Genomic DNA, 19,671 nt, shown 5'->3' with positions numbered 1-19,671 from the left:
GCGCCTTGTAGCTTCGATCCCGTGCGGGAGGTGACGAAGCGCAGGTGGCGGGTGGTGCTCGACGTCGGGCTCGGCCTGTTCCTCGGCTTCGTCGTCGTCGCGGGCACGATCGAGAGCCGGTCGTACTGGGAGCTGGCCGGCGGGCTCGCCGTCGTGGCGGGCACGGTCGCGACGTCCCGCCGCCACCCCGTCGTCTCGCTCGGGATCGCGCTGGCCGGGGCGCTCGCCGTGCCGTTCCCGTACGGCGACCGCGTGGCCGTCTGGGTCGTGTTCGTGCTGGTGGCGATGAGCTACCTCGCCGGGCTGCGGATGGACCGGGCGCGGCCGGGCCTGCTGATCGGCGCGGCCGTGACGGTGCTCGGCCTGCCGCTGGCGCTGCTCGTCGGGCCGGACGGGATCGGCGACTGGGCCGCGATGGTCGCGATCCTGGTGTTCGCCGGGCTGTCGCCGTGGCTGCTGGGCCGGTACGTCCGGGTGCGCGGCGAGCTCGCACGCACCGGCTGGCGCCGCGCCGAGGAGATGGAGAGCAGGCAGCGGCTCGTCGCCGACCAGGCGCGGCTGCGCGAGCGCGCCCGGATCGCCAGCGACATGCACGACTCGCTCGGGCACGAGCTGAGCCTGATCGCCGTCCGCGCCGCCGCGCTCGAGGTCGCGGCCGGGCTCGACGGCACCCAGCGCGACGCGGCCACGCAGCTGCGGGCCGGCGCCGCGGCCGCGACCGAGCGGCTGCGCGAGATCATCGGCGTGCTGCGGGAGGACGCCGCGCCGGTCGAACCGGTGCAGGGCGACCTCGGTGAGCTGATTTCACGGGCGCGCGCGTCGGGACTGTTCATCGATGCGACGGTGGACTGCGCGCAGGCGCCGCCGATGGTCGCCCGCGCCGCCCACCGCGTGGTCCAGGAAGCGCTGACGAACGTGGCGAAGCACGCGCCGGGCGCCGCGGCCGTGGTCCGGGTGACGAGCTCCGGCGCCGTGACCGAGGTGAGCGTCGTCAACGCGCCGCCACCCGCCGGGCCGCTACCGGGCGCAGCGTCCGGGCGGCGCGGGCTGATCGGCCTGCGCGAGCGCGTCCGGCTGGTCGGCGGCACGCTGCGGGCGGGGCCGCACGAAGGCGGGTTCGCCGTCACCGCCACGCTGCCGCACGACGCCGCGCCGGTCGAGGAGACGCCGGAGCTGCGCGAGGCCGCGGACGACGAGGTCGGGCAGTCGACGTCGGCGCGGGCGCTGGAGCTGGCGCGCCGGGACGTGCGGCGCAGCCTCGTCCAGGCGGTCGTCGTGCCGCTCGCGTTGTTCGGGGTGGTGCTGGCGGTCGGCGGGATCGCGTTCCTCTACCAGTGGAACTCCTCCGAGCTGCCCGGCGGCGCCTACCAGCGGCTGCGGATCGGGCAGCCGCGGGCCGAGCTGACGTTGCCCGAACGCCAGCGCTCGGCGCGGCCCACGCGGGGCGAGCCGCCGCCGGTGCCCGGGACCGCGTGCGAGTACTACGGTGCCGGGCGGTCGTGGCTGAACGACGACTACGCGGCTTACCGGCTGTGCTTCGCCGAGGGGAACCTGGTTTCGAAGGACTGGTTCGAAGAGGGGGCATCGTGATCAGGGTCGTGCTGGCCGACGACGAAGCGCTGATGCGGGCGGGGGTCGCGGCGATCCTCGGCGCGGACCCGGACATCGAGGTCGTCGCCGAAGCCGGCGACGGGCGCGAGGCGGTGTCGCAGGCGCTCGCCACGCACCCGGACGTCGTGCTGCTCGACATCCGGATGCCGGGCCTGGACGGCCTCGGCGCGGCCGCCGAGATCCGGAAGCTGCTGCCCTCGACCGGCGTGATCATGCTGACGACGTTCGGCGAGGACGAGTACATCGAACGCGCTCTGGGCCTCGGCGCGGGCGGGTTCCTGCTGAAGTCGGGCGATCCGCGCGAGCTGCTGGCCGGGATCCACGCCGTCGCCGGCGGGGCCGCGTTCCTCTCGCCGAAGGTCGCCCAGCGGGTCATCGCGCGGCTGTCCGGCGGTCGGCTGACGCGCGCGGCCGCGGCCCGGGAGCGGATCAGCGTGCTGACACCGCGTGAGCGGGAAGTGCTGACGCTGCTCGGTTCCGGACTGTCCAATGCGGACATCGCGGCGAAGATGTTCGTCGTCGAGGGCACGGTGAAGGCGCACGTGAGCACCATCCTGACCCGGCTCGGCGCGAAGAACCGGGTGCAGGCGGCGATCACGGCGTACGAGGCGGGGCTGGTCGGGGGAGACGCGGCGGCCGCCACCCCGTGATGCCCGCGCCGATCCGGACGGCCGCCTTCGCCGGGAGCAGCCTCGCCGCGGCGGTGCGCAGCTTCGTCGCCACCGGATGGGTCAGCTGCGGTCCCAGCTTGCCCATCCGGACGGATTCCTTCGCGACCTCCTGGCTGCGTGGACGGCGTTCTTCGTCGTAGGTCGTGAGTCCTTTTCGGACGTCCGTTGTGGACATCGCGTGGGCGAGCACGACGGCGTCCTCGAGGGCCTGGCAGCCGCCCTGGCCGAGGAACGGCGGCATCGCGTGCGCGGCGTCGCCGAGCAGGGCGATCCGGCCGCGGACGTAGGTCGGCAGCGGCGTCCCGAGGTGGTGGAGGTCGTGGTGCAGCAACGCTTCCGGCGGGGTCGCGTCGATCAGGGCGGGGATGGGGTCGTGCCAGTCGCCGAAGTCCGGCTTGCCCGGGTGCCGGCCCGGCTCGGTGACGTAACAGATCCACCAGTAGACGTCGTCGCCGGTGAGGGGTAGGACGCCGACCTCGGTGCCGCGGTCGAAGCTCGTGCTGAGCCGGGTGCCGGGAAGCCGTGCCACACCGCGGAAGGCCGCGCTGCCGGAGTAGACGGGCTCCGGGTGGTGCGGGAAGAGCGCGTGGCGGACGCGGCTGCGGATCCCGTCGGCGGCGACGACCAGGTCGGCTTGCATTTCGCCGCCTTCGAAGCGGACCAGTCCGTCTTCACGGACTTCGGTGACTTCGGCGCCGGTCCGGAGGCTGCCGGCGGGGACGGCGTCCTTGAGCGCGCCGATGAGGTCACGCCGGTGGACGGCGCCGAGCGGGCGGCCGTGGAGGCGTTCGAACGCGGCCGAGTCCCAGCGGGTGAGCCGGCGGCCGCGACGGTCGCGGAACCCGCCGTCGCGCTGCGGGGCGAGGCGCTCGCCGAGGTCGACGCCGAGTTCGTCGAGGCAGCGCAGGGCGTTCGGCCAGAGCGAGATCCCGGCGCCGACGTCCCCGAACTCCGGTGCTCGTTCGAGCACGGTGACCTGCCAGCCCACCCGGTGCAATCCGGCGGCCGCGGCCAGCCCGCCGATCCCGCCTCCGACGACCACTGCGTGCATGACGTCCTCCTCTACAGGTGTAGAGGACTCTACACCTGTAGAGTGAGGGGGTGGAACGTCTCGAGGTGATCGCCGACACGGCCATCGAGGTGATCGCGGCGGACGGCATGCGCGGCCTGACCCACCGGGCGGTCGATCGCGCGGCCGGCCTGCCGGTGGGTTCGACGTCGTACTACGCGCGCACGCGGGCGGCGCTGCTGTCGTTGGCCTTCGCGCGGATCGTCGAGCTGGACCAGGTTTCGGCGTCCTCGGGCGACCTGGCGGAGTTCATCGCGGGGTACGCGTTCGAGGCGATCACTTCTGGCCGGACGCGAATGCTGGCGCGGTACGAGTTCGCTTTGGAGGCCACGCGGCGGCCCGAGCTGCGCGCGGAGTACGACTCGGGCGGGGCGCTGATCCGCCGCCGAGCCGCGGAGGTGCTGGCGGCGGCGGGATCAGCGGACCCGGTGCGCCACGCGGGGGTGGTGGTGGACTGGATGGAGGGAACGATCTTCGGCGCGCTGGCGGGGGCTTCGGTGCCGGCTTCCCGGGGGTCACTGGTGAAGAGTGCCCGGGAGATCCTGGCGGGGATCGGGGTGGGGTGAGTCCGGTTGCCCGCGTCCGGGAGTTTCTCACTGGCGGGCTTTTTCGAGCAAACCCGCCGGTTTGATGTCGACGTCGGGGAAGAAGCCGGGGCTGAACTGCATCGAAGTGTCCACAATTTGTCCGGAATTCTGCTCACCTTTCTGGGTGCAGACTATTCGCGCTCGGACGGTCGCGCCGCGAGCCAGGCGGTGGATGTGGACGTAAAAAACCTGACGGGAATCGCGGAGCTGCCGGGCGAGCCGGACGTCGGCCTCCGGCCGGGCGCCGTCCGGGTTCCACGGATCGGCGAGGGCGCGGAAGCCCTCGGGCAGCTCGATGCGTGGGCGGAGGTCGTGCTGGGCGGGGTCGTCCGCGCCCTCGATCACCAGGTCCTTCGCACCACGGTTCTCCACGGAGACCTCGAGGACCAGCAGGTTCGAGATGTCGGTGGTGCCGATCTTCATCTTCACCTGCACGCCGATGGTGGCGGGATCGATGCGGGCGACCTCGTCGAGCCCGGTGACGACCTTGAGCCTCGCGGCCCCGCCGACGCGGAAGAAGTAATACGAGACCGCGAGCCCGATCAGGCCGCCGATGATCGTCGTGACAGCGGCGAGGATCAGTTCGGCAGTTGACACAAGAACGCTCGCTCTTCGGCTTGCCTCCATGCCCGTCGCATCTGGATTATAGAGAGCGAAGGCCGATCGGTTCGGCCTGTTCCGACAAAAGGAGTTGTCATGCGCAGTCGATCCCGTGGTCGCCATCGTCTCTGGCGGCTTTGCTGATCGCTGGCAGATCCGGCTCCTTTTGTTGGCCTCTTTCGTTGGCCAAACCAGGGAGGGCCCACCACCCGGTGGGTCCTCCCTTTTTTCGTGCGCGCGCTCAGGCGTCCCGGCGGCGCAGCACCGCGGTCCCCACCGCCAGCGCCACTGCCGTCCAGCACGCGCACACCAGCAGGCCCACCCAAGGGGCGTACGGGGCCGGGGTCGTCGTGATCGGGTTGGGGTGGCCCGCTTCCACCATCGCGTTCAGGCCGGCGATGCCCGGGAAGTACGGCACCAGCTCCGGCAGGCCCAGCGAAGCCACGATCAGCGGCAGCGGGATGAGCAGCACGATCACCGACACCAGCGTGCCCGCCGCGCTGCGCAGCGCCCAGCTGGCGCCCGTGCACAGCAGGCCCAGCAGGGCGAAGTAGCCGCCCATGCCCGAGGCCGTCGTGAACGCTCCTTCGAACGACGTCGGCAGGCCGTAGCCGTCCTTCACCACACTGGCCAGTGCCATTCCCGCGCACGCCAGCACGACTCCGAAGCCGGACAGCACCGGGAGCAGGACCGCCGCCTTCGCCGCGACCACCCGCGGGCGGACCGGGGTCCACAGCAGCGTCGAACGGATGCCGGCGCCGGTGTATTCGCTCGTCACGAACAGTGTGGCCAAGGCGATCGCCGCGAACTGCGTCAGGTAGAAGCCGCCGCCGAGGGCGATCGTGTTCGCCCCCAGTGCGTCGTCGTTGTAGCGCTGGGCGATTCCCGACAGCGTGGCGTAGCCCAGCATCAGGGCCGTTCCCGAGACCAGGCACCACCACGTGGCCCGGACCGACCAGAACTTCGTCCACTCCGAAGCCGCCGCGCCGCGCACCGCCGTCGTCATGCCGACACCCCGTATTCCACCGAAGAAGCGGTCAGTTCCATGTACGCCTGCTCGAGCGACGCCGTCCGTTCGGCGAGGCCGTGCAGGCGGATCCCCAGTTCGTGCGCCAGGTCGCCGACGCGGGTGACGTCGACGCCGTCCACCACCAGCTCGTCCGGCTCGCCGGGGTGGGTCAGGCCGCCCTCGGCGCGCAGCCGGGCGTCCAAGGTCGTGAGTTCGGCCGGGGCCGGGACGCGCACCGAGACCGTCGTGCGGGAGTTGCCCGCGATGAACTCCGCGACCGGGGCGTCGGCCAGCAGCTTGCCCTTGCCGATCACCACCAGGTGGTCCGCGGTCAGCTGCATCTCGCTCATCAGGTGGCTGGAGACGAACACCGTCCGCCCCTCGGCCGCGAGCGACCGCATCAGCTGCCGGACCCAGCGGACGCCGTCCGGGTCGAGGCCGTTGACCGGCTCGTCGAACAGCAGCACGCCGGGGTCGCCGAGCAGCGCGCCCGCGATGCCGAGCCGCTGCCCCATGCCGAGCGAGAACTGGCCGGCGCGCTTGCCCGCGACGTCCGACAACCCGACGGTCGCGAGCACCTCGTCGACCCGCGAAGCCGCGATCCCGTTGCTGCGCGCCATGGCCAGCAGGTGCTTCCCGGCGCTACGGCCGGGGTGCAGGGCCTTGGCGTCGAGCAGCGCGCCGACCTCGCGCAGCGGGTGCCGCAGCTCGGCGTAGCGCCGCCCGCCGACGAGGGCTTCGCCCTGCTGCGGGTGGTCGAGCCCGACGGTCATCCGCATGGTCGTCGACTTCCCGGCGCCGTTGGGGCCGAGGAACCCCGTCACCCGCCCCGGTCCGACGTCGCACGTGAGCGCGTCGACGACGGTCTTTTCTCCGTAGCGCTTCGTGAGTGCGCGAAGCGTGATCATGGTTCCTCCCGGTGTTCGCCTGTACCGGGAGTCTGGGGTTTCCGGGGTGCCGGGAGCATCGGACGTCGGTCGCGCGCCGCCCCCGACTTTCGGCGGGGGTCAGCCGCGGCGGCGGGACGTGTGCCGGGTCGGGGCGGCGGTCGCGGGGTCCTCCGGCCAGGGGTGCTTCGGGTAGCGGCCGCGCAGGTCGGCGCGGACCGCCGGGTAGCCCGTCGTCCAGAAGCCGGCCAGGTCGGCCGTGATGGCGGCCGGGCGGCCGGCCGGGGAGAGCAGGTGCAGGACCACCGGGACGCCGGCGAGCGTGGGGGTCTCGGTCCAGCCGAACGTCTCCTGCAGCTTGACGGCCAGTACCGGCCGGTCTTCGCGGTAGTCGACGCGGATGTGGGAGCCCGACGGGACTTCCAGGCGGTCCGGGGCGAGGTCGTCCAGCTTCGCCGCCTCCGGCCAGGGGAGGAGGGCCTTGAGGGCGGTGCCGGCGTCGATGTTCGCGAGGTCCGCTTTCCGCCGGGCGGCGGAGAGGTCCAGCCAGCTGTCCACATCGGACAGCAGTGCGGCGTCGTCCACCGCGGGCCACGGCGGGCCGAGGACGTGGTGGAGGAACGCGAGCCGCTCGCGCAGGCGGGTCGCGTCCGGGCGCCACTTGAGGAGGCCGAGGCCTTCGGCGCGGAGGCCGGCGACGAGGGCGTCGTGGACGTTCGCGTCCTTCAACGGCTTCTCGGAAAGCGTGATCGCGCCGAGCTTGCGGACGCGGCGGGCGACGACGTCGCCGTCCCAGGTGACCTCGTCCACTTCGGACACCGAGCCGGCGCGGACGGCGAGGCGTTCGTCGGCGGCCGCGGCGAGGCGGATCGTGCCGTGGACGCGGCCGGGGTCGCGGGTGGCTTCGGCGACGGCCAGCCATTCGGCGTCGAGGCCGCTGCCCGGCGGGAGTTCGGCCGCGGTGCCGCCGGCCATCAGGTAGACGGGCGCACCGCCGGGCCGCCGCCGGGCGAGCCGCTCGGGGTGCGCGAGCGCGACGACCAGCGCCGGATCCGGTTTCCCGGCGCCGGTCACGAGCTTGGAAAGCCGTTGCGCCTCCCGTTTCCAGCGGCGCGAGGCGTCGTCGTTCGCGCTTCGCAGCCGGCGCAGCTCGGCCTCGACGTCGGTCAGCGTGCCGCCCGAATCCAGCAGGGCCACCACTTCCGCCGCGTTCCGGGCGCCGACCGCCGAAGCACCGTCCAGCAATGCCCGGGCCAGCCGCGGGTGCAGGCCCAGCTCCGCCATCCGCCGCCCGCGCGGGGTCACGACGCCGTCGGCCGTCGCGCCCAGCGTCGCCAGCAGCGCCCGGCCCGCCGCCAGCGCGCCCTCGCCCGGCGGGTCCCACCAGGCCAGGCCGCTGCCGTCCGGCGTCGACCAGCACGCCAGCTCCAGCGCCAGCCGCGCCAGCTCCGCCGTGCGGATCTCCGGCTCCGGGTACGCGGGCAGCAGCGACTGTTCGTTCTCCGCCCAGCAGCGGTACGCCCGCCCGGGCCCCTCGCGGCCCGCGCGGCCCGAGCGCTGCGTCGCGACCGCCGCCGACACGCGGACCGTCGCGAGGCCGGGCAGCCCGCGCCGGTGATCGACCCGCGGCACGCGCGCCAGTCCCGAGTCCACCACCGCGCGCACGCCCGGGACGGTCAGGCTCGACTCGGCCACCGCCGTCGCCAGCACCACCCGCCGGCGGCCACGCGGCCGCAGCGCGTCGTCCTGGTGCGCCGCGGACAACCGGCCGTGCAGCGGCAGCACGTCTACAGTGTCCGATTCGGACAATCGCAGAAGTCCCGACGTACGCGCGATCTCCCCCGCGCCGGGAAGGAAAGCGAGCACGTCCCCCTCGCCCGACGACAACGCCGTCCGCACCGCCCGGGCGACGCAGGCCTCGACGCGCTCGCCCCGCGCCGGTGGCAGGTACGAGAACTCCACCGGGTAGGTCCGCGCTTCGGCCGTGACCACCGGCGCGTCCCCGAGCAGCGCCGACAGCCGCCCGGCCGCGACCGTCGCCGACGTCGCCAGCAGGCGGAGGTCGTCGCGCAGCCCGGCGCGGACGTCCAGGAGCAGCGCCAGCAGCAGGTCCGCGTCCAGGTGCCGCTCGTGGCACTCGTCGAGCAGCACCGCCGACACGCCCGGCAGCTCCGGATCGCCCTGCACCCGCCGCACCAGCAGGCCCGACGTCACGACCTCGACGCGCGTGCGCGCGGACACCTTCCGGTCGCCGCGCACGGCGTAGCCGACGGTCTCGCCGACCGGTTCGCCCAGCAGCGCGGCCATCCGCGCCGCCGCGGCACGGGCCGCCAGGCGCCGCGGCTCCGCGACGACGACCCGGCCGCCCGCTTCGGCCAGTGCGAGCGGGACCAGCGTCGTCTTCCCCGTGCCGGGCGGCGCGACGAGGACCGCGGTGCCGTGGGCGTCCAGTGCGGAAAGCACGTCGGGCAGGACCGCGCGGACCGGCAGGTCGGGCAGTTTCACTTCGCGGTGACCTCGGGGGGTGGGGGCAGCTGGTAACCGGACGGCCCGATGTTCGCGTTGAGCGAGCGGAGCCATTCGCCGGAGGAGATCATCTTGCGGATCGCGTCGTCGACCGCGTTGACGCCCTGGGTGTCGCCCTTGCGCAGGCCGACGCCGTAGTTCTCCGCCGAGAACGGCTTCCCGACGATCTTCAGCAGCTCCGGGTCGCGGGTCACGTACCCGGCGAGGATCACCGCGTCCGTGGTGACCGCGTCGATCTGGCCGGCCAGCAGCGCCGTCACGCAGTCGGAGTACCGCGGGTACTCGACCAGCTGGACGGCCTGGGCGAACTTGTCCTTCACCTGCTGGGCCGGCGTCGACCCGGTGACCGAGCACAGCCGCCGCCCGTTGAGCGCCTCCGGCCCGGTGATGTCGGCCGACGTCCGGCGCACCAGCAGGTCCTGGCCGGTGGTGAAGTACGGCCCGGCGAACGAGACGACCTGCTTGCGCTTGTCGGTGATCGAATAGGTGGCCACGACCAGGTCGACCGCACCGGAGGTGAGGTCCGTTTCCCGCGTCGCCGGCGTCGTTTCGCGCCAGGTGATGTCCTTCGCCGCGACCCCGAGTTCCGAGGCGACGAAAGTCGCGACGTCGACGTCGAACCCGACGAACCGGCCGTCCACGGTGTGCTCCGAGAGGCCCGGCGCGTCGAACCGGATGCCGATGGTCAGGTGATCCGTGGCACTCGCACGGGTGACCAGCGAGTCGCCGGGCGAAACGCTCGCCGGCCCGCACGCCGACGCCGTGACCAGCAACAACGCCGAAGCGAGGAGCGTGCGCCACCGCATCCAGCCGCTCCCTCCGCCGCTGCCCTGCCCTCACGAAGTTCTCAGGTCCTCCCGTTAGCCTAAGTGCGTGGTGCGACCGTCCCAACCCGTGCTGGACGCCGTCGGCACGCTCGCCCGGCTCGGGCTGGCTGCCGTCTGGCTCGTTTCGGGTGCGCTGAAGCTGGCGGATCCGGGGCAGACACTGATCGCCGTGCAGGCGTACGACCTGCTCCCGGACGCACTCGAAAACGTGGTGGCCATCGCGCTGCCGCTCGTCGAACTCGTGCTCGGGCTGTTCCTGCTCGCGGGCCTGGCGACCCGGTGGGCCGCGGGCGCCGCGCTGGTGCTGCTCGTCGTGCTCATCGCCGGCATCGCCCAGTCCTGGGCGCGCGGGCTGAGCATCGACTGCGGGTGCTTCGGCGGCGGCGGCCAGGTGGCGGCGGGGCAGACCGAGTACCCGCAGGAGATCCTCCGCGACTCCGGATTCGCGCTGCTCGCCGGGTGGCTGCTGGCGCGGCCGCGCACCTGGCTGTCGGTCGACAGCTGGCTGGCGCGAGGTCGCGGGAACTCCACCGAGCCCAGGTCCGACTACTCGGGTATCGCGGAAGGGAATTGATACACAGTGGGTGGAGCTGAGCGGACCGCTCGGAAGCGTCGTCAGGCCGCGCAGGCCGGGGGAGCCAAGGCGGTGGCCCAGGCCAGGGGCGCGTCCGGGGACAAGCGGAAGTGGATCATCGGGATCGCCGCCGTGGTCGTCGTGGCCGCGCTCGTGATCGGCGGCGTGATCTGGACGATCTCGGACCGGAACAAGACCGAGGGCCAGATCATCGGCGCCGGCGAGACGACCAGTTCGCTCGCCGCCGATGTCACCCAAAAGCGTGACGGTGTGGTCGTCACCGTCGGCAAGGCCGGCGCCAAAGCCTCTATCGACGTTTACGCCGACTTCCTCTGCCCGATCTGCGGCGAGTTCGAGAAGCAGTACAAGGGCCAGGTCGAGCAGGCCGTCAACGACGGCAAGCTGCAGGTCCGCTACCACATGGTGCCGCTGCTGAACCAGCGCTCGAGCCCGCCCGGCTACTCCCTCGACTCGGCGAACGCGGCACTGGCCGCGGCCGACGCCGGCAAGTTCGTCCAGTTCCACGACGCCCTGTTCGCGAACCAGCCCGAGGAGGGCAAGCGCGGCTACGACAAGGCGCAGCTGATCGAGCTCGGCAAGAACGTCGGCATCACCGATCCGGCGTTCGCGCAGACGGTCAACGCGGGGACGTACGACGAGCAGCTCGACAGCGCGTTCCAGCAGATCGAGAAGGACCCGAAGCTGGCGCAGGACTTCGGTGGCGGCCAGAGCGGCTTCGGCACGCCGACGGTCACCGCGAACGGCTCGATCGTGTCCTGGCAGGACCCCGACTGGCTCAAGAAGGTCACCGGCTGACCCCGGGGCAATTCGCCCACGCGGGCACGGAACGTCGACTAGGCTGAATCCCGCAGCAAGGGGAACCGGGGGTCGCGTGCGCACGTCGCACCCCTGGTGACAGGGAGGGCCAGTGGACGGTTCGCATTCGGGGTTTCACGTCGACGACGGCGCGTACACGCGGTACGCGCGCGAAGTCGACCCGCTCGGTGATGACGTCAAGGGTGCGGCCGACAAGCACGTCGGCCCGCACGTGACGCTCGGCGGTCACGGCTTCTCGGAAATGGGCGGTGAGTCCGGGTTCTCCGGGGCCTACAGCGGCCGGATGCGCGCGCTGCAGGAGCGGATGCACCGCGTCGGCGGCGGCTGGCGCCAGGTCGGCGAGGCCGCCCGGCAGACCGATCGCAACTACGCGGCGGTCGAAGCCGAGCACGGCGACGTCGTGCGGCGACTCGGGACCGAGCTCGGGCAGGGCCCCGCGTGACCGAGCACCACGCCGACCAGCTCGTCCGGCACGGCCTGGACACCACGAACCAGTTCGCCGACAAGGTGCGCCACGACCCGGCCGCGATCGGCGGCGCGCGGGACGCGCACCACGCCCTGCAGACGTCGGTGGGCCGCACCCGCGACGTCGCGGGCGAGCAGCGCGTCAACCTGGCCTCGGCCAGCTCGGGTTCGACGACCGACCGGGCGACCGCGACGTCGCAGAGCCTCGAAAAAGAGGTCCAGGACCTCCTGGACGAGAGCGCCGAGATCGAGAAGGCCGTCACCGAGGCCGCCGAGGCGCTGCACGTCGGCGAGATCAAGAACGACCAGGTCCGCGACCAGATCATCAAGGAGATCTCGGCGTCGATGAAGGCGCTGGCGGCGGTGAAGTCGATCCAGCCGCCGGAAAGCCGCGCCGCCGCGTCGCGCGACGTCCTGATGAAGCTGCAGACGAAGATCAGCCAGCTCACCGGACAGGCCGCGACCTTCAGCGAGCAGACGATCACCCAGCTGACCGACATCGGCACCCGGCTGGGCGGCGGCGAGCAGACGACGTCGTCGAGCAGCGCGTCGTCGACGAAGGTCGGGTCGTCGTTCAACAGCGACAGCGGCTACTCCGGCGGCGGCTCGGACGGCGGCGGTGGGGGAGGCGGCGGCGGTGGCGGCGGTGCCGTGCACAAGCCCCGGCTGCCGGTCGCGATCCCGCCGCAGCCCGGCTCCGGCGTCGCGATCAACCTCCCCGGCGGCAAGCAGGTCATGGCGCCGAACGAGACGGCGGCGAAGGCCGTGCGCAACGCCCTTTCGCAGCTCGGCGTGCCGTACGTCTGGGGCGGCACCGCGCGCGGCCAGGGCCTCGACTGCAGCGGGCTGACCATGACGTCGTACCAGGACGCGGGCCTGCAGCTGCCGCGGACGGCGGCGCAGCAGACGGTCGGCGCCGAGGTGCCTTCGATCGACCAGCTCCTGCCCGGCGACCTCGTCGTGTGGTCCGGCCACGTGGCGATGGTGATCGGCGACGGCCAGATGGTCGAGGCGGGGGATCCGGTGCAGATCAGCAAGATCCGCACCACGAACGCCGGGCAGTCGTTCATCGGGTTCTACCGGCCGACGGGGTGAGTCGTGGCTGACTTCGACATCGACCTGGCGGCCGCGCGGATCGCCGAGCAGGCGGACCGCGCGGAGGCCGACGCTTCGGCGCGCTTCGCCCGCTCGGGCCCGGTGGTGGGCAAGGCGTCGTCCCCGGACGGCACCATCGAGGTCCAGGTGGCCCCCGGCGGGCTGCTGACCGGGCTGACGATCCACCGCTCGACGCTGCGGCACGGCTCGGCGGTGCTCGCCGACCAGATCCTCGAGCTGGCCCAGCGCGCGACCCGCCGCGCGGGCGACAAGATGTACCACGCGCTGGCGCCGGTGGTGGACGCGTCGCAGCTGGAAGTGCTGGGCTACGAGCCGATCCCGGACGACGACCCGGACGCCGAGACCTACACGTACGGGAGATGACGCGGTGATCACGACCCGCCAGCTGATCGCCCAGGCCCGGGCGCGCGAAGCGGCGATGTCCCAAGTGGACGAACTGATGGCCGCCGCTTCCGGGACCGCCCACGACGTCGACGGCCAGGTCGAGGCGACGGTCGACGCGCGCGGGAAGCTGCTTCGGTTGTGGCTGGCGCCTTCCGCGGTGAACCTGGGCGAGCAGCTGGCGCCGCGGGTGGTGGAGGTCGCGCGGGCCGCCATGCGCGAGGCGACCCAGGACGCCTACAACCGGGTCGCTTTGCTGCTGGGCGAAGACATGACGTACATGATCGAGCAGATGACGGGCATGCCCGCGCCGGCCCGGGCCGAGGACGACGACCCGGGCATGACGGTGGAGGAGTTCCAGCGCCTGCGGGCCGAGCGCCTCGGCGCGGCACCTTCGGATGCGGCTCCGTCTGCTCCGGCGGCTTCGAACGTCGAGGACGAGGACGCGTATTGGGAGTCCTTCGACCCGGCTTCCCTGCGCTCGGACCGCTAACTCACGCCGGCGAGGAACTCGGCGAAGAGGCGGCCCGCGGCGGGGGAAGTGAACTGGCGCTCCAGCTCCGCGCGGGCGGTCCGCTTGCGGAATTCCCCCGCGTAGGAGGGATCTCCGGCGTCGTGCATGACGTCGGTGAGCCACGCCGCGAAGGCCTGGTAGTTCCAGACGTGGCGCAGGCACGTCTCCGAATAGCCGCCGAGCAGGCTCGGGTCGTCCTCCTGCGCCCGGCGGACGACGGCGTTCGCGAAGACCTCGGCGTCGAAGAGCGCGAGGTGGATTCCCTTGGCGCTCATCGGCGGGACGATGTGGGCCGCGTCGCCGAGCAGGTACAGCGGGCCGTGGTGCATCGGGCTGTGGACCACGTTGCGCAGGGGCACCAGCCTCTTCTCGGCGATCCGGCCGGGCGTGACCGGCCGGCCGAAGCGGGCGCTCAGCTCGCTCCAGACGCGCTCGTCCGGCCAGTGCGCGAGTTCGTCGCCGGGCGGGCACTGGAGGTGGACGCGGCTGGCGTGCGCGCCGCGGGGGATCATCCCCGCCAGGCCGCGGGCGTGGATCGCCATGCCGGACGGGGCGGCGGCCACTTCGGCCAGGACGCTCAGCCAGGCGTAGCCGTATTCGCGGGAGTACCGGGTGAGGACGCCGTCGGGGAAGGCCGTCCGGCTGATCCCGCGATCGCCGTCGCAGCCGGCGATGTGATGTCGTCGGCTTCGAACCGGAGATCCCCGCCCGCGCGCAGGAAGACGTCCGTGAGATTCCGGACGAGGACCTGCTGGGGGCAGAAAACGCTTTCGTCCCCGGCGAAGTCGATCGAGAGTTCCTCGCCGTCGAGGAAGAAGCCGGCCTCGACGTCCGGCAAGGCGTCGTTCGCGAAGACCTCCTCGAGGCCCCACTCGCGGAACATGCGCACGCCGCGGCTGTCGATGGTCCCGGCTCGCTGCCGCCGCCCGACGTACTCGCGGCTGTGCTTTTCCAGGACGACGCAGCCGATCCCGCTGCGCAGCAGGAGGTTCCCGAGGGTGAGCCCGGCGACCCCGGCTCCGATGACGACGACGGTGGTGTGTTCAGTCATGACTCCACTGTGGCTCCGGCCGGGGGCGCGCCCCACCGGTGACGGGACAACGGATACCGGAAACCCGCCAACCTAGCGCCGCCGGTCCAGCCCGGCCTGGTAGCGGCCCGGCGTCTGGCCGACGACCTCGGTGAAGGCGTCGACATCGGTTTCGAGTTCGGTGACGCTGCGGTGCGCCGAGCGACGGAGCTTGCGGTTGGTCAGCTCGGCGAACCAGCGTTCGACCAGGTTGAGCCAGGAGGCGCTGGTCGGGGTGAAGGCTGGTGGTGCCGTGCCGCACGTAGTCGTGGGTCGGCGTCACGGCACTTCAGGCACTGACCACGAGATCAAGACTCAGGACACTAGCGCCGCCGGTCCAGCCCGGCCTGGTAGCGGCCCGGCGTCTGGCCGACGACCTCGGTGAAGGCGTCGATGAAGCTCGACGGGTTGGACCAGCCGCACGCCGTCGCGGTGGCGGTGACCGACCGGCCTTCGGTGAGGTGGACCAGGGCGTGGTGGATGCGCAGGATGGTGCGCCAGCGGAGAAAGCCCATCCCGAGCTCGGCCTGGAACAGGCGGCTGAGGGTGCGTTCGCTCGCCCCGGCCGTCCGGCCCAGTTCGGCCAGCGTCGTGGTTCGCGCGGGATCGGCGTGCAGGAGACCCGTGACCGCGCGCAGCCGGTCGTCCCGCGGTTCCGGCAGGTGCAGGGCCAGCTCGGGCGGCCCGGCGAGCTCGTCGAGCACCACCGCGCGCAGCCGCCGGTGCGCGCCGGGGCGGCTTTCCCGCGGGTCGGTGAGCGCCAGGATGACCTCGCGCAGGAGCGGGCTCACGGCGAACACGTTGGGGTGCCCGGCGAGCTCGCCGCACAGGTCGGCCGGGATGACGACGAGCCGGAAGTCGGTCCGGCCGTAGCAGCGGTGGGAGTGGTCGAACCCCGGCGGTGTCCACGCGACGCGGTTGGCCGGGGCGACCCAGGTCCCGCGTTCGGTCGTCGTGGCGAAGGCGCCGGCGGCCGCGTACACGAGCTGGCCGTCGGCGTGGCGGTGGGTGCCGAGGTGGAAGCCGTGCGGCAGCCAGCCCTTCCCCTCGGGGGTGCGGCCTTCGGGCCTGCGGTGGCGGGTTTCCGGCATCGGCCGCCAGCCTACGCCCGGCCGGTCACGCCAGCTGGGCCGTGGAGTTCGCGCCGTCCAGGGACTCCCGCAGGATGTCGGCGTGACCCGCGTGCTGGGCCGTCTCGTGGATGAGATGCAGGACGATCCGCCGTGCCGACCAGAACTGGGGCTCCGGCGGGGACCACGGCGTCGTCGGCAACTGCACCTCGACGTCCAACGACGGCAGGGAAGCCACGTACGCGTCGGTCTCCGCGGTGGCCGTCGCGTACTCCTTCAGCCAGTACGACAGCGTTTCGCTCATCGAGTACTGCGCCGTGTCCAGCATCCCCTCCGGCAGCTCGCCGTCGCCCTTGCGCAGGATCTCGAGCCAGAGGCGTTCGCCCGTCGCCAGGTGGCGGATCAAGCCACCGAGGGTGAGGGTGCTGACCGTGGTGCGGCGGGCCGCGTCGGCGTCCGAGAGGTCCCGGACCGGGATCAGCAAGCGCTTGCGGACCTCGGCGAGGAGGGCGAGCAGTTCGTCGGTTTCGCGTGTCATGGGCACACCGTAGAAGCGAATTAGGTCAGATACTGACCGCAACCAACGATCCCGCTCAGCGGCACCCGAGTTCACTCAGAGGTCTGGACCAACCGGCAACGCCTATGCATTAATTCAAGGCGTGAATTTTGGTCTCTCGACGAGGAGGACCGGCATGGGCCTCGGACGCAGGCTGGGGATCGGCGCGCTCGCCGTCGGGCTGCTGCTGGCTTCGGAAACCACCGCTCTCGCCGGGAACGGCCCGGCGTACAAGGATTCCCGGCGACCGGTGAAGGTCCGCGTCGCCGATCTGATGTCCCGGATGAGCCTCGACGACAAGCTCGGCCAGATGATGCAGGCCGAACGCCTCGGGGTCAAAAGCCCCGAGGACGTCACCACCGGCCGGCTCGGTTCGCTGCTCTCCGGGGGCAGCTCGCAGCCGACGCCGAACACGCCCGTCAGCTGGGCCGACATGTACGACGGCTTCCAGAAAGCCGCGCTCGCCACGCCGCTGGGCATCCCGCTGATCTACGGCGTCGACGCCGTCCACGGCCACAACGGCCTCTACGGCGCCACCGTCTTCCCGCACAACATCGGCCTCGGCGCGACGCGCGATCCGCGGCTGGTCGAGAAGATCGGCCGCGCCACCGCGGAAGAGGTGTCCGGCACCGGCATCGACTGGGACTTCGCGCCCTGCCTGTGCGTCGCCCGCAACGACCGCTGGGGCCGCACCTACGAGTCCTTCGGCGAGGTCCCGCAGCTGGCCACCGAGATGACGTCGATCATCACCGGCCTGCAGGGCACGCGCCTGGACCGGCCGGGTTCGGTACTGGCCACCGCCAAGCACTACGTCGGCGACGGCGGCACCACCGGCGGCGTCAACGAAGGCAACACCGAGATCAGCGAACAAGAGCTGCGCGCGATCCACCTGCCGCCGTTCAAGGCCGCGGTGCAGCGCGGGGTCGGCTCGGTGATGATCTCCTACAGCAGCTGGAACAGCGTCAAGATGCACGCCGGCTCGTACCTGATCAACGACGTCCTGAAGAAGGAGCTCGGCTTCTCGGGCATCGTCGTTTCGGACTACAACGGCGTCGACAAGATCGACGGCAAGAGCGGGTTCACCCCCGAAGAGGTCGAGGCCTCGATCAACGCCGGCATCGACATGGTGATGGTGCCCTTCGAGTGGCAGAAGTTCATCGACACGCTGCGCACCCTCGTCCAGGACGGGCGCGTGCCGATGTCCCGGATCGACGACGCGAACAAGCGCATCCTCACCAAGAAGTTCGAGCTCGGCCTGTTCGAGCACCCGCTGACCGACCGGCGCTTCCTGGGCACCATCGGCAGCGAGCAGCACCGCGACCTCGCCCGCCAGGCGGTCCGGGAATCCCAGGTGCTGCTCAAGAACGAGGGCGGTGTGCTGCCGCTGGCCAAGCGGCACGAGAAGATCTTCGTGGCCGGCAAGAGCGCCGACGACATCGGCAACCAGTCCGGCGGCTGGACGGTCGGCTGGCAGGGGACCAGCGGCCCGGTCATCCCCGGCACCACGATCCTGCAGGGCATCGAGAGCAAGTCCTCGGCGGTGACCTACGCCAAGGACGGCACCGGCATCGACGGCAGCTACGACGTTGCCGTCGCGGTGATCGGCGAAACGCCCTACGCCGAAGGCAAGGGCGACCGTCCACAAGGGATGGGACTGGACGAGACCGATCTCGCCACGCTGCGCAAGCTCAAGGACTCCGGCGTGCCGACGGTGGCCGTGCTCGTGTCCGGGCGCCCGCTCGACATCGCTGCGCAGCTGCCGGACTGGGCCGGGCTCGTCGAGTCGTGGCTGCCGGGCAGCGAAGGACAAGGCGTCGCCGACGTGCTCTTCGGCGACTACAACCCGACCGGCAAGCTCCCGGTGACCTGGATGCGCAGCGCCGACCAGCAGCCGATCAACGTCGGTGACGGCAAGCCCGCGCTGTTCCCCTTCGGCTTCGGGCTGCGCTACCTGCACCGCCCCTGGTGATTCCCCGTCCCCCCAACGGAAAGGTCCCCGCATGCCGTCCAGAACCCGCCGCCCGCTGCTCCGGATATTGGCGTTCTTCGCCGCCTGCCTCGGGCTCAGCTTCGCCGGCCCGGCCGTGGAAGCCGCGACGCCGTTCAAGGTGCTCGCCTTCTACAGCGGCACCTACGACGCCGCGCACATCAGTTTCGAGAAGGAGGCCAACGTCTGGTTCCCGCAGCAGGCGGCGGCCAACGGCTTCACCTACACCGCGACGAACAACTGGAACCAGCTCACGACCATCACCCCGGGCCAGTACCAGGTCGTCATGTTCCTCGACGACCAGCCGCAGTCGCAGGCGCAGTTCCAGGGCTTCCAGCGGTACATGCAGGCCGGCGGCGCGTTCTACGGCTTCCACGTCACCGCCTACAACGACAGCTCGACGCCGTCGTACGCCGACTGGTTCCACAACGACTTCCTCGGCACCGGGCGCTTCACGTCGAACACGTGGGGCCCGACGCCGGAGACGCTGAAGATCGAGAACCGCACGCACCCGTCGACGGTGAACCTGCCGGCGACCATCAAGTCCTCGACGTCCGAGTGGTACGCCTGGCAGAACGACCTGCGCCAGAACCCGAACATCAGCATCCTGGCGTCGATGGACTCGTCCACGTTCCCGATCGGCACCGACCCGAACCAGACCTGGTACAGCGGGTACTACCCGATCTCGTGGACGAACAAGAGCTACAAGATGATCTACTCGAACTTCGGCCACAACGCGATGAACTACGACACGAACACCGCGCTGTCCTCGACGTTCGAGAGCGCCGACCAGAACCGGTTCCTGCTCGACGGCCTGAAGTGGCTCGGCGGCGGTGGCACGACCACCCCGCCGCCGGACGGCACGATCGACCCGGCGGCCTGGTACGCGGTGACGAACAAGGCGTCCGGCAAGTGCGTCGACGCGAAGGCCGCGGGCAGCACCAACGGCACCGTGATCCAGCAGTACACCTGCAACGGGACCACCGCGCAGCAGTACCAGTTCGCCCCGACCAGCGGTGGCTACGACCGGATCGACAACCGCACCAACCCGGCCGAGGTCATCGACGTCACGAACGTGGCGACGACGGACAACGCCGGCCTGCAGCTGTGGTCCTACAGCGGCGGGAACAACCAGCAGTGGCAGCCGGTGCCGGAGGGCGGCGGGTACTACCACTTCGTCGCCCGCCACAGCGGCAAGTGCCTGACCGTGCCGGGCGCGTCCACCGCGGACGCCGTCCAGCTGGTCCAGTCGGCCTGTGACGGCGGCGCCGCGCAGTCGTTCAAGGTCGCCTAGCGCGCGGCGTGCGGAGGGCGC

Annotated in this window: 21 protein-coding genes; 11 read left to right on the top strand and 10 right to left on the bottom strand. The window is 71.8% G+C overall.

All coding sequences use genetic code 11. From position 1 onward, the window contains the following. The first annotated feature begins 21 nt into the window (after positions 1-21). Together MUY14_RS30340 and MUY14_RS30335 are read left to right on the top strand one after the other, a co-directional pair. Positions 22-1,590 (top strand): sensor histidine kinase, encoded by a 1,569-nt coding sequence (locus MUY14_RS30340; RefSeq protein ID WP_247014337.1) that lies wholly within the window; start codon positions 22-24, stop codon positions 1,588-1,590. Further along, positions 1,587-2,261, top strand: a complete 675-nt coding sequence (locus tag MUY14_RS30335) for a response regulator transcription factor (protein ID WP_247014336.1) — start codon at positions 1,587-1,589, stop codon at positions 2,259-2,261. The genes MUY14_RS30340 and MUY14_RS30335 overlap by 4 nt, the downstream gene beginning before the upstream one ends. Here MUY14_RS30335 and MUY14_RS30330 read toward each other — a convergent pair. After that, the gene (locus tag MUY14_RS30330; RefSeq protein ID WP_247014335.1) at positions 2,206-3,333 is read right to left on the bottom strand and encodes an FAD-dependent monooxygenase; all 1,128 of its coding nucleotides are present in this window, start codon (positions 3,331-3,333) and stop codon (positions 2,206-2,208) included. The two genes, MUY14_RS30335 and MUY14_RS30330, sit on opposite strands and share 56 nt — an antisense overlap. Before the next feature lie 50 nt (positions 3,334-3,383). On the opposite strand from MUY14_RS30330, the gene MUY14_RS30325 reads away from it, so the two are divergent. Then, positions 3,384-3,917, top strand: a complete 534-nt coding sequence (locus MUY14_RS30325; RefSeq protein ID WP_247014334.1) for a TetR/AcrR family transcriptional regulator — start codon at positions 3,384-3,386, stop codon at positions 3,915-3,917. A 27-nt stretch (positions 3,918-3,944) separates the two neighbouring features. Here MUY14_RS30325 and MUY14_RS30320 read toward each other — a convergent pair whose 3' ends face one another. From MUY14_RS30320 to MUY14_RS30300, 5 genes are all read right to left on the bottom strand, one after another. Beyond that, positions 3,945-4,535 carry a hypothetical protein gene (locus MUY14_RS30320; protein WP_247014333.1) on the bottom strand — a complete coding sequence of 197 codons (591 nt, stop codon included), beginning with the start codon at positions 4,533-4,535 and terminating at the stop codon, positions 3,945-3,947. Positions 4,536-4,779: 244 nt separating this feature from the next. Further along, entirely contained in the window at positions 4,780-5,544 is a 765-nt protein-coding gene (locus MUY14_RS30315) for an ABC transporter permease (RefSeq protein WP_247014332.1), read from the bottom strand. After that, complete coding sequence (locus MUY14_RS30310; RefSeq protein ID WP_247014331.1) at positions 5,541-6,455, bottom strand: ATP-binding cassette domain-containing protein; 915 nt, start codon at positions 6,453-6,455, stop codon at positions 5,541-5,543. Before MUY14_RS30310 ends, MUY14_RS30315 begins: the two co-directional genes overlap by 4 nt. A gap of 99 nt (positions 6,456-6,554) precedes the next feature. Beyond that, the gene (gene hrpB, locus MUY14_RS30305; RefSeq protein WP_247014330.1) at positions 6,555-8,939 is read right to left on the bottom strand and encodes an ATP-dependent helicase HrpB; all 2,385 of its coding nucleotides are present in this window, start codon (positions 8,937-8,939) and stop codon (positions 6,555-6,557) included. Beyond that, the gene (locus MUY14_RS30300; protein ID WP_247014328.1) at positions 8,936-9,766 is read right to left on the bottom strand and encodes a glutamate ABC transporter substrate-binding protein; all 831 of its coding nucleotides are present in this window, start codon (positions 9,764-9,766) and stop codon (positions 8,936-8,938) included. The genes hrpB and MUY14_RS30300 overlap by 4 nt, the downstream gene beginning before the upstream one ends. An 88-nt stretch (positions 9,767-9,854) precedes the next feature. On the opposite strand from MUY14_RS30300, the gene MUY14_RS30295 reads away from it, so the two are divergent. From MUY14_RS30295 to MUY14_RS30270, 6 genes are all read left to right on the top strand, one after another. Beyond that, positions 9,855-10,361: a MauE/DoxX family redox-associated membrane protein gene (locus MUY14_RS30295; protein ID WP_247025311.1), complete on the top strand. Its 507-nt coding sequence runs from the start codon at positions 9,855-9,857 to the stop codon at positions 10,359-10,361. A gap of 72 nt (positions 10,362-10,433) precedes the next feature. Continuing rightward, positions 10,434-11,177 carry a thioredoxin domain-containing protein gene (locus MUY14_RS30290; RefSeq protein ID WP_247014326.1) on the top strand — a complete coding sequence of 248 codons (744 nt, stop codon included), beginning with the start codon at positions 10,434-10,436 and terminating at the stop codon, positions 11,175-11,177. Between the two features lie 112 nt (positions 11,178-11,289). Beyond that, a complete protein-coding gene (locus tag MUY14_RS30285) occupies positions 11,290-11,640 on the top strand; it encodes a hypothetical protein (protein WP_247014324.1) in 351 nt (116 codons plus the stop codon). Continuing rightward, complete coding sequence (locus MUY14_RS30280; RefSeq protein WP_247014322.1) at positions 11,637-12,758, top strand: C40 family peptidase; 1,122 nt, start codon at positions 11,637-11,639, stop codon at positions 12,756-12,758. The genes MUY14_RS30285 and MUY14_RS30280 overlap by 4 nt, the downstream gene beginning before the upstream one ends. A 3-nt stretch (positions 12,759-12,761) precedes the next feature. Next, positions 12,762-13,142, top strand: a complete 381-nt coding sequence (locus tag MUY14_RS30275; RefSeq protein WP_247014320.1) for a YbaB/EbfC family DNA-binding protein — start codon at positions 12,762-12,764, stop codon at positions 13,140-13,142. Between the two features lie 4 nt (positions 13,143-13,146). Next, positions 13,147-13,653: a YbaB/EbfC family nucleoid-associated protein gene (locus MUY14_RS30270; RefSeq protein WP_247014318.1), complete on the top strand. Its 507-nt coding sequence runs from the start codon at positions 13,147-13,149 to the stop codon at positions 13,651-13,653. Here MUY14_RS30270 and MUY14_RS47025 read toward each other — a convergent pair. The 4 genes from MUY14_RS47025 to MUY14_RS30255 all read right to left on the bottom strand — a co-directional run bounded on the left by MUY14_RS47025 (position 13,650) and on the right by MUY14_RS30255 (position 16,351). Continuing rightward, on the bottom strand, positions 13,650-14,321 hold the full coding sequence (locus MUY14_RS47025) for an FAD-dependent monooxygenase (protein ID WP_281506337.1): 672 nt from the start codon (positions 14,319-14,321) through the stop codon (positions 13,650-13,652). The genes MUY14_RS30270 and MUY14_RS47025 overlap by 4 nt on opposite strands. Next, a complete protein-coding gene (locus MUY14_RS47020; RefSeq protein ID WP_281506195.1) occupies positions 14,252-14,725 on the bottom strand; it encodes an FAD-dependent monooxygenase in 474 nt (157 codons plus the stop codon). The genes MUY14_RS47025 and MUY14_RS47020 overlap by 70 nt, the downstream gene beginning before the upstream one ends. 341 nt (positions 14,726-15,066) lie before the next feature. Beyond that, complete coding sequence (locus MUY14_RS30260) at positions 15,067-15,834, bottom strand: AraC family transcriptional regulator (protein ID WP_247014316.1); 768 nt, start codon at positions 15,832-15,834, stop codon at positions 15,067-15,069. A gap of 25 nt (positions 15,835-15,859) precedes the next feature. Next, on the bottom strand, positions 15,860-16,351 hold the full coding sequence (locus tag MUY14_RS30255; RefSeq protein WP_247014314.1) for a DinB family protein: 492 nt from the start codon (positions 16,349-16,351) through the stop codon (positions 15,860-15,862). A 154-nt stretch (positions 16,352-16,505) separates the two neighbouring features. On the opposite strand from MUY14_RS30255, the gene MUY14_RS30250 reads away from it, so the two are divergent. Both MUY14_RS30250 and MUY14_RS30245 read left to right on the top strand, forming a co-directional pair. After that, positions 16,506-18,338 (top strand): glycoside hydrolase family 3 N-terminal domain-containing protein, encoded by a 1,833-nt coding sequence (locus MUY14_RS30250; protein ID WP_247014312.1) that lies wholly within the window; start codon positions 16,506-16,508, stop codon positions 18,336-18,338. Positions 18,339-18,369: 31 nt separating this feature from the next. After that, a complete protein-coding gene (locus MUY14_RS30245) occupies positions 18,370-19,650 on the top strand; it encodes an RICIN domain-containing protein (protein WP_247014310.1) in 1,281 nt (426 codons plus the stop codon). The last annotated feature ends 21 nt before the right edge of the window (positions 19,651-19,671 follow it).

The organism is Amycolatopsis sp. FBCC-B4732, from assembly GCF_023008405.1.
GTDB classification, from domain to species: Bacteria; Actinomycetota; Actinomycetes; order Mycobacteriales; family Pseudonocardiaceae; genus Amycolatopsis; species Amycolatopsis pretoriensis_A.
The sequence above is the reverse complement of the archived record's forward strand: the minus strand, read 5'-3'. Positions and strand labels throughout refer to the sequence as shown.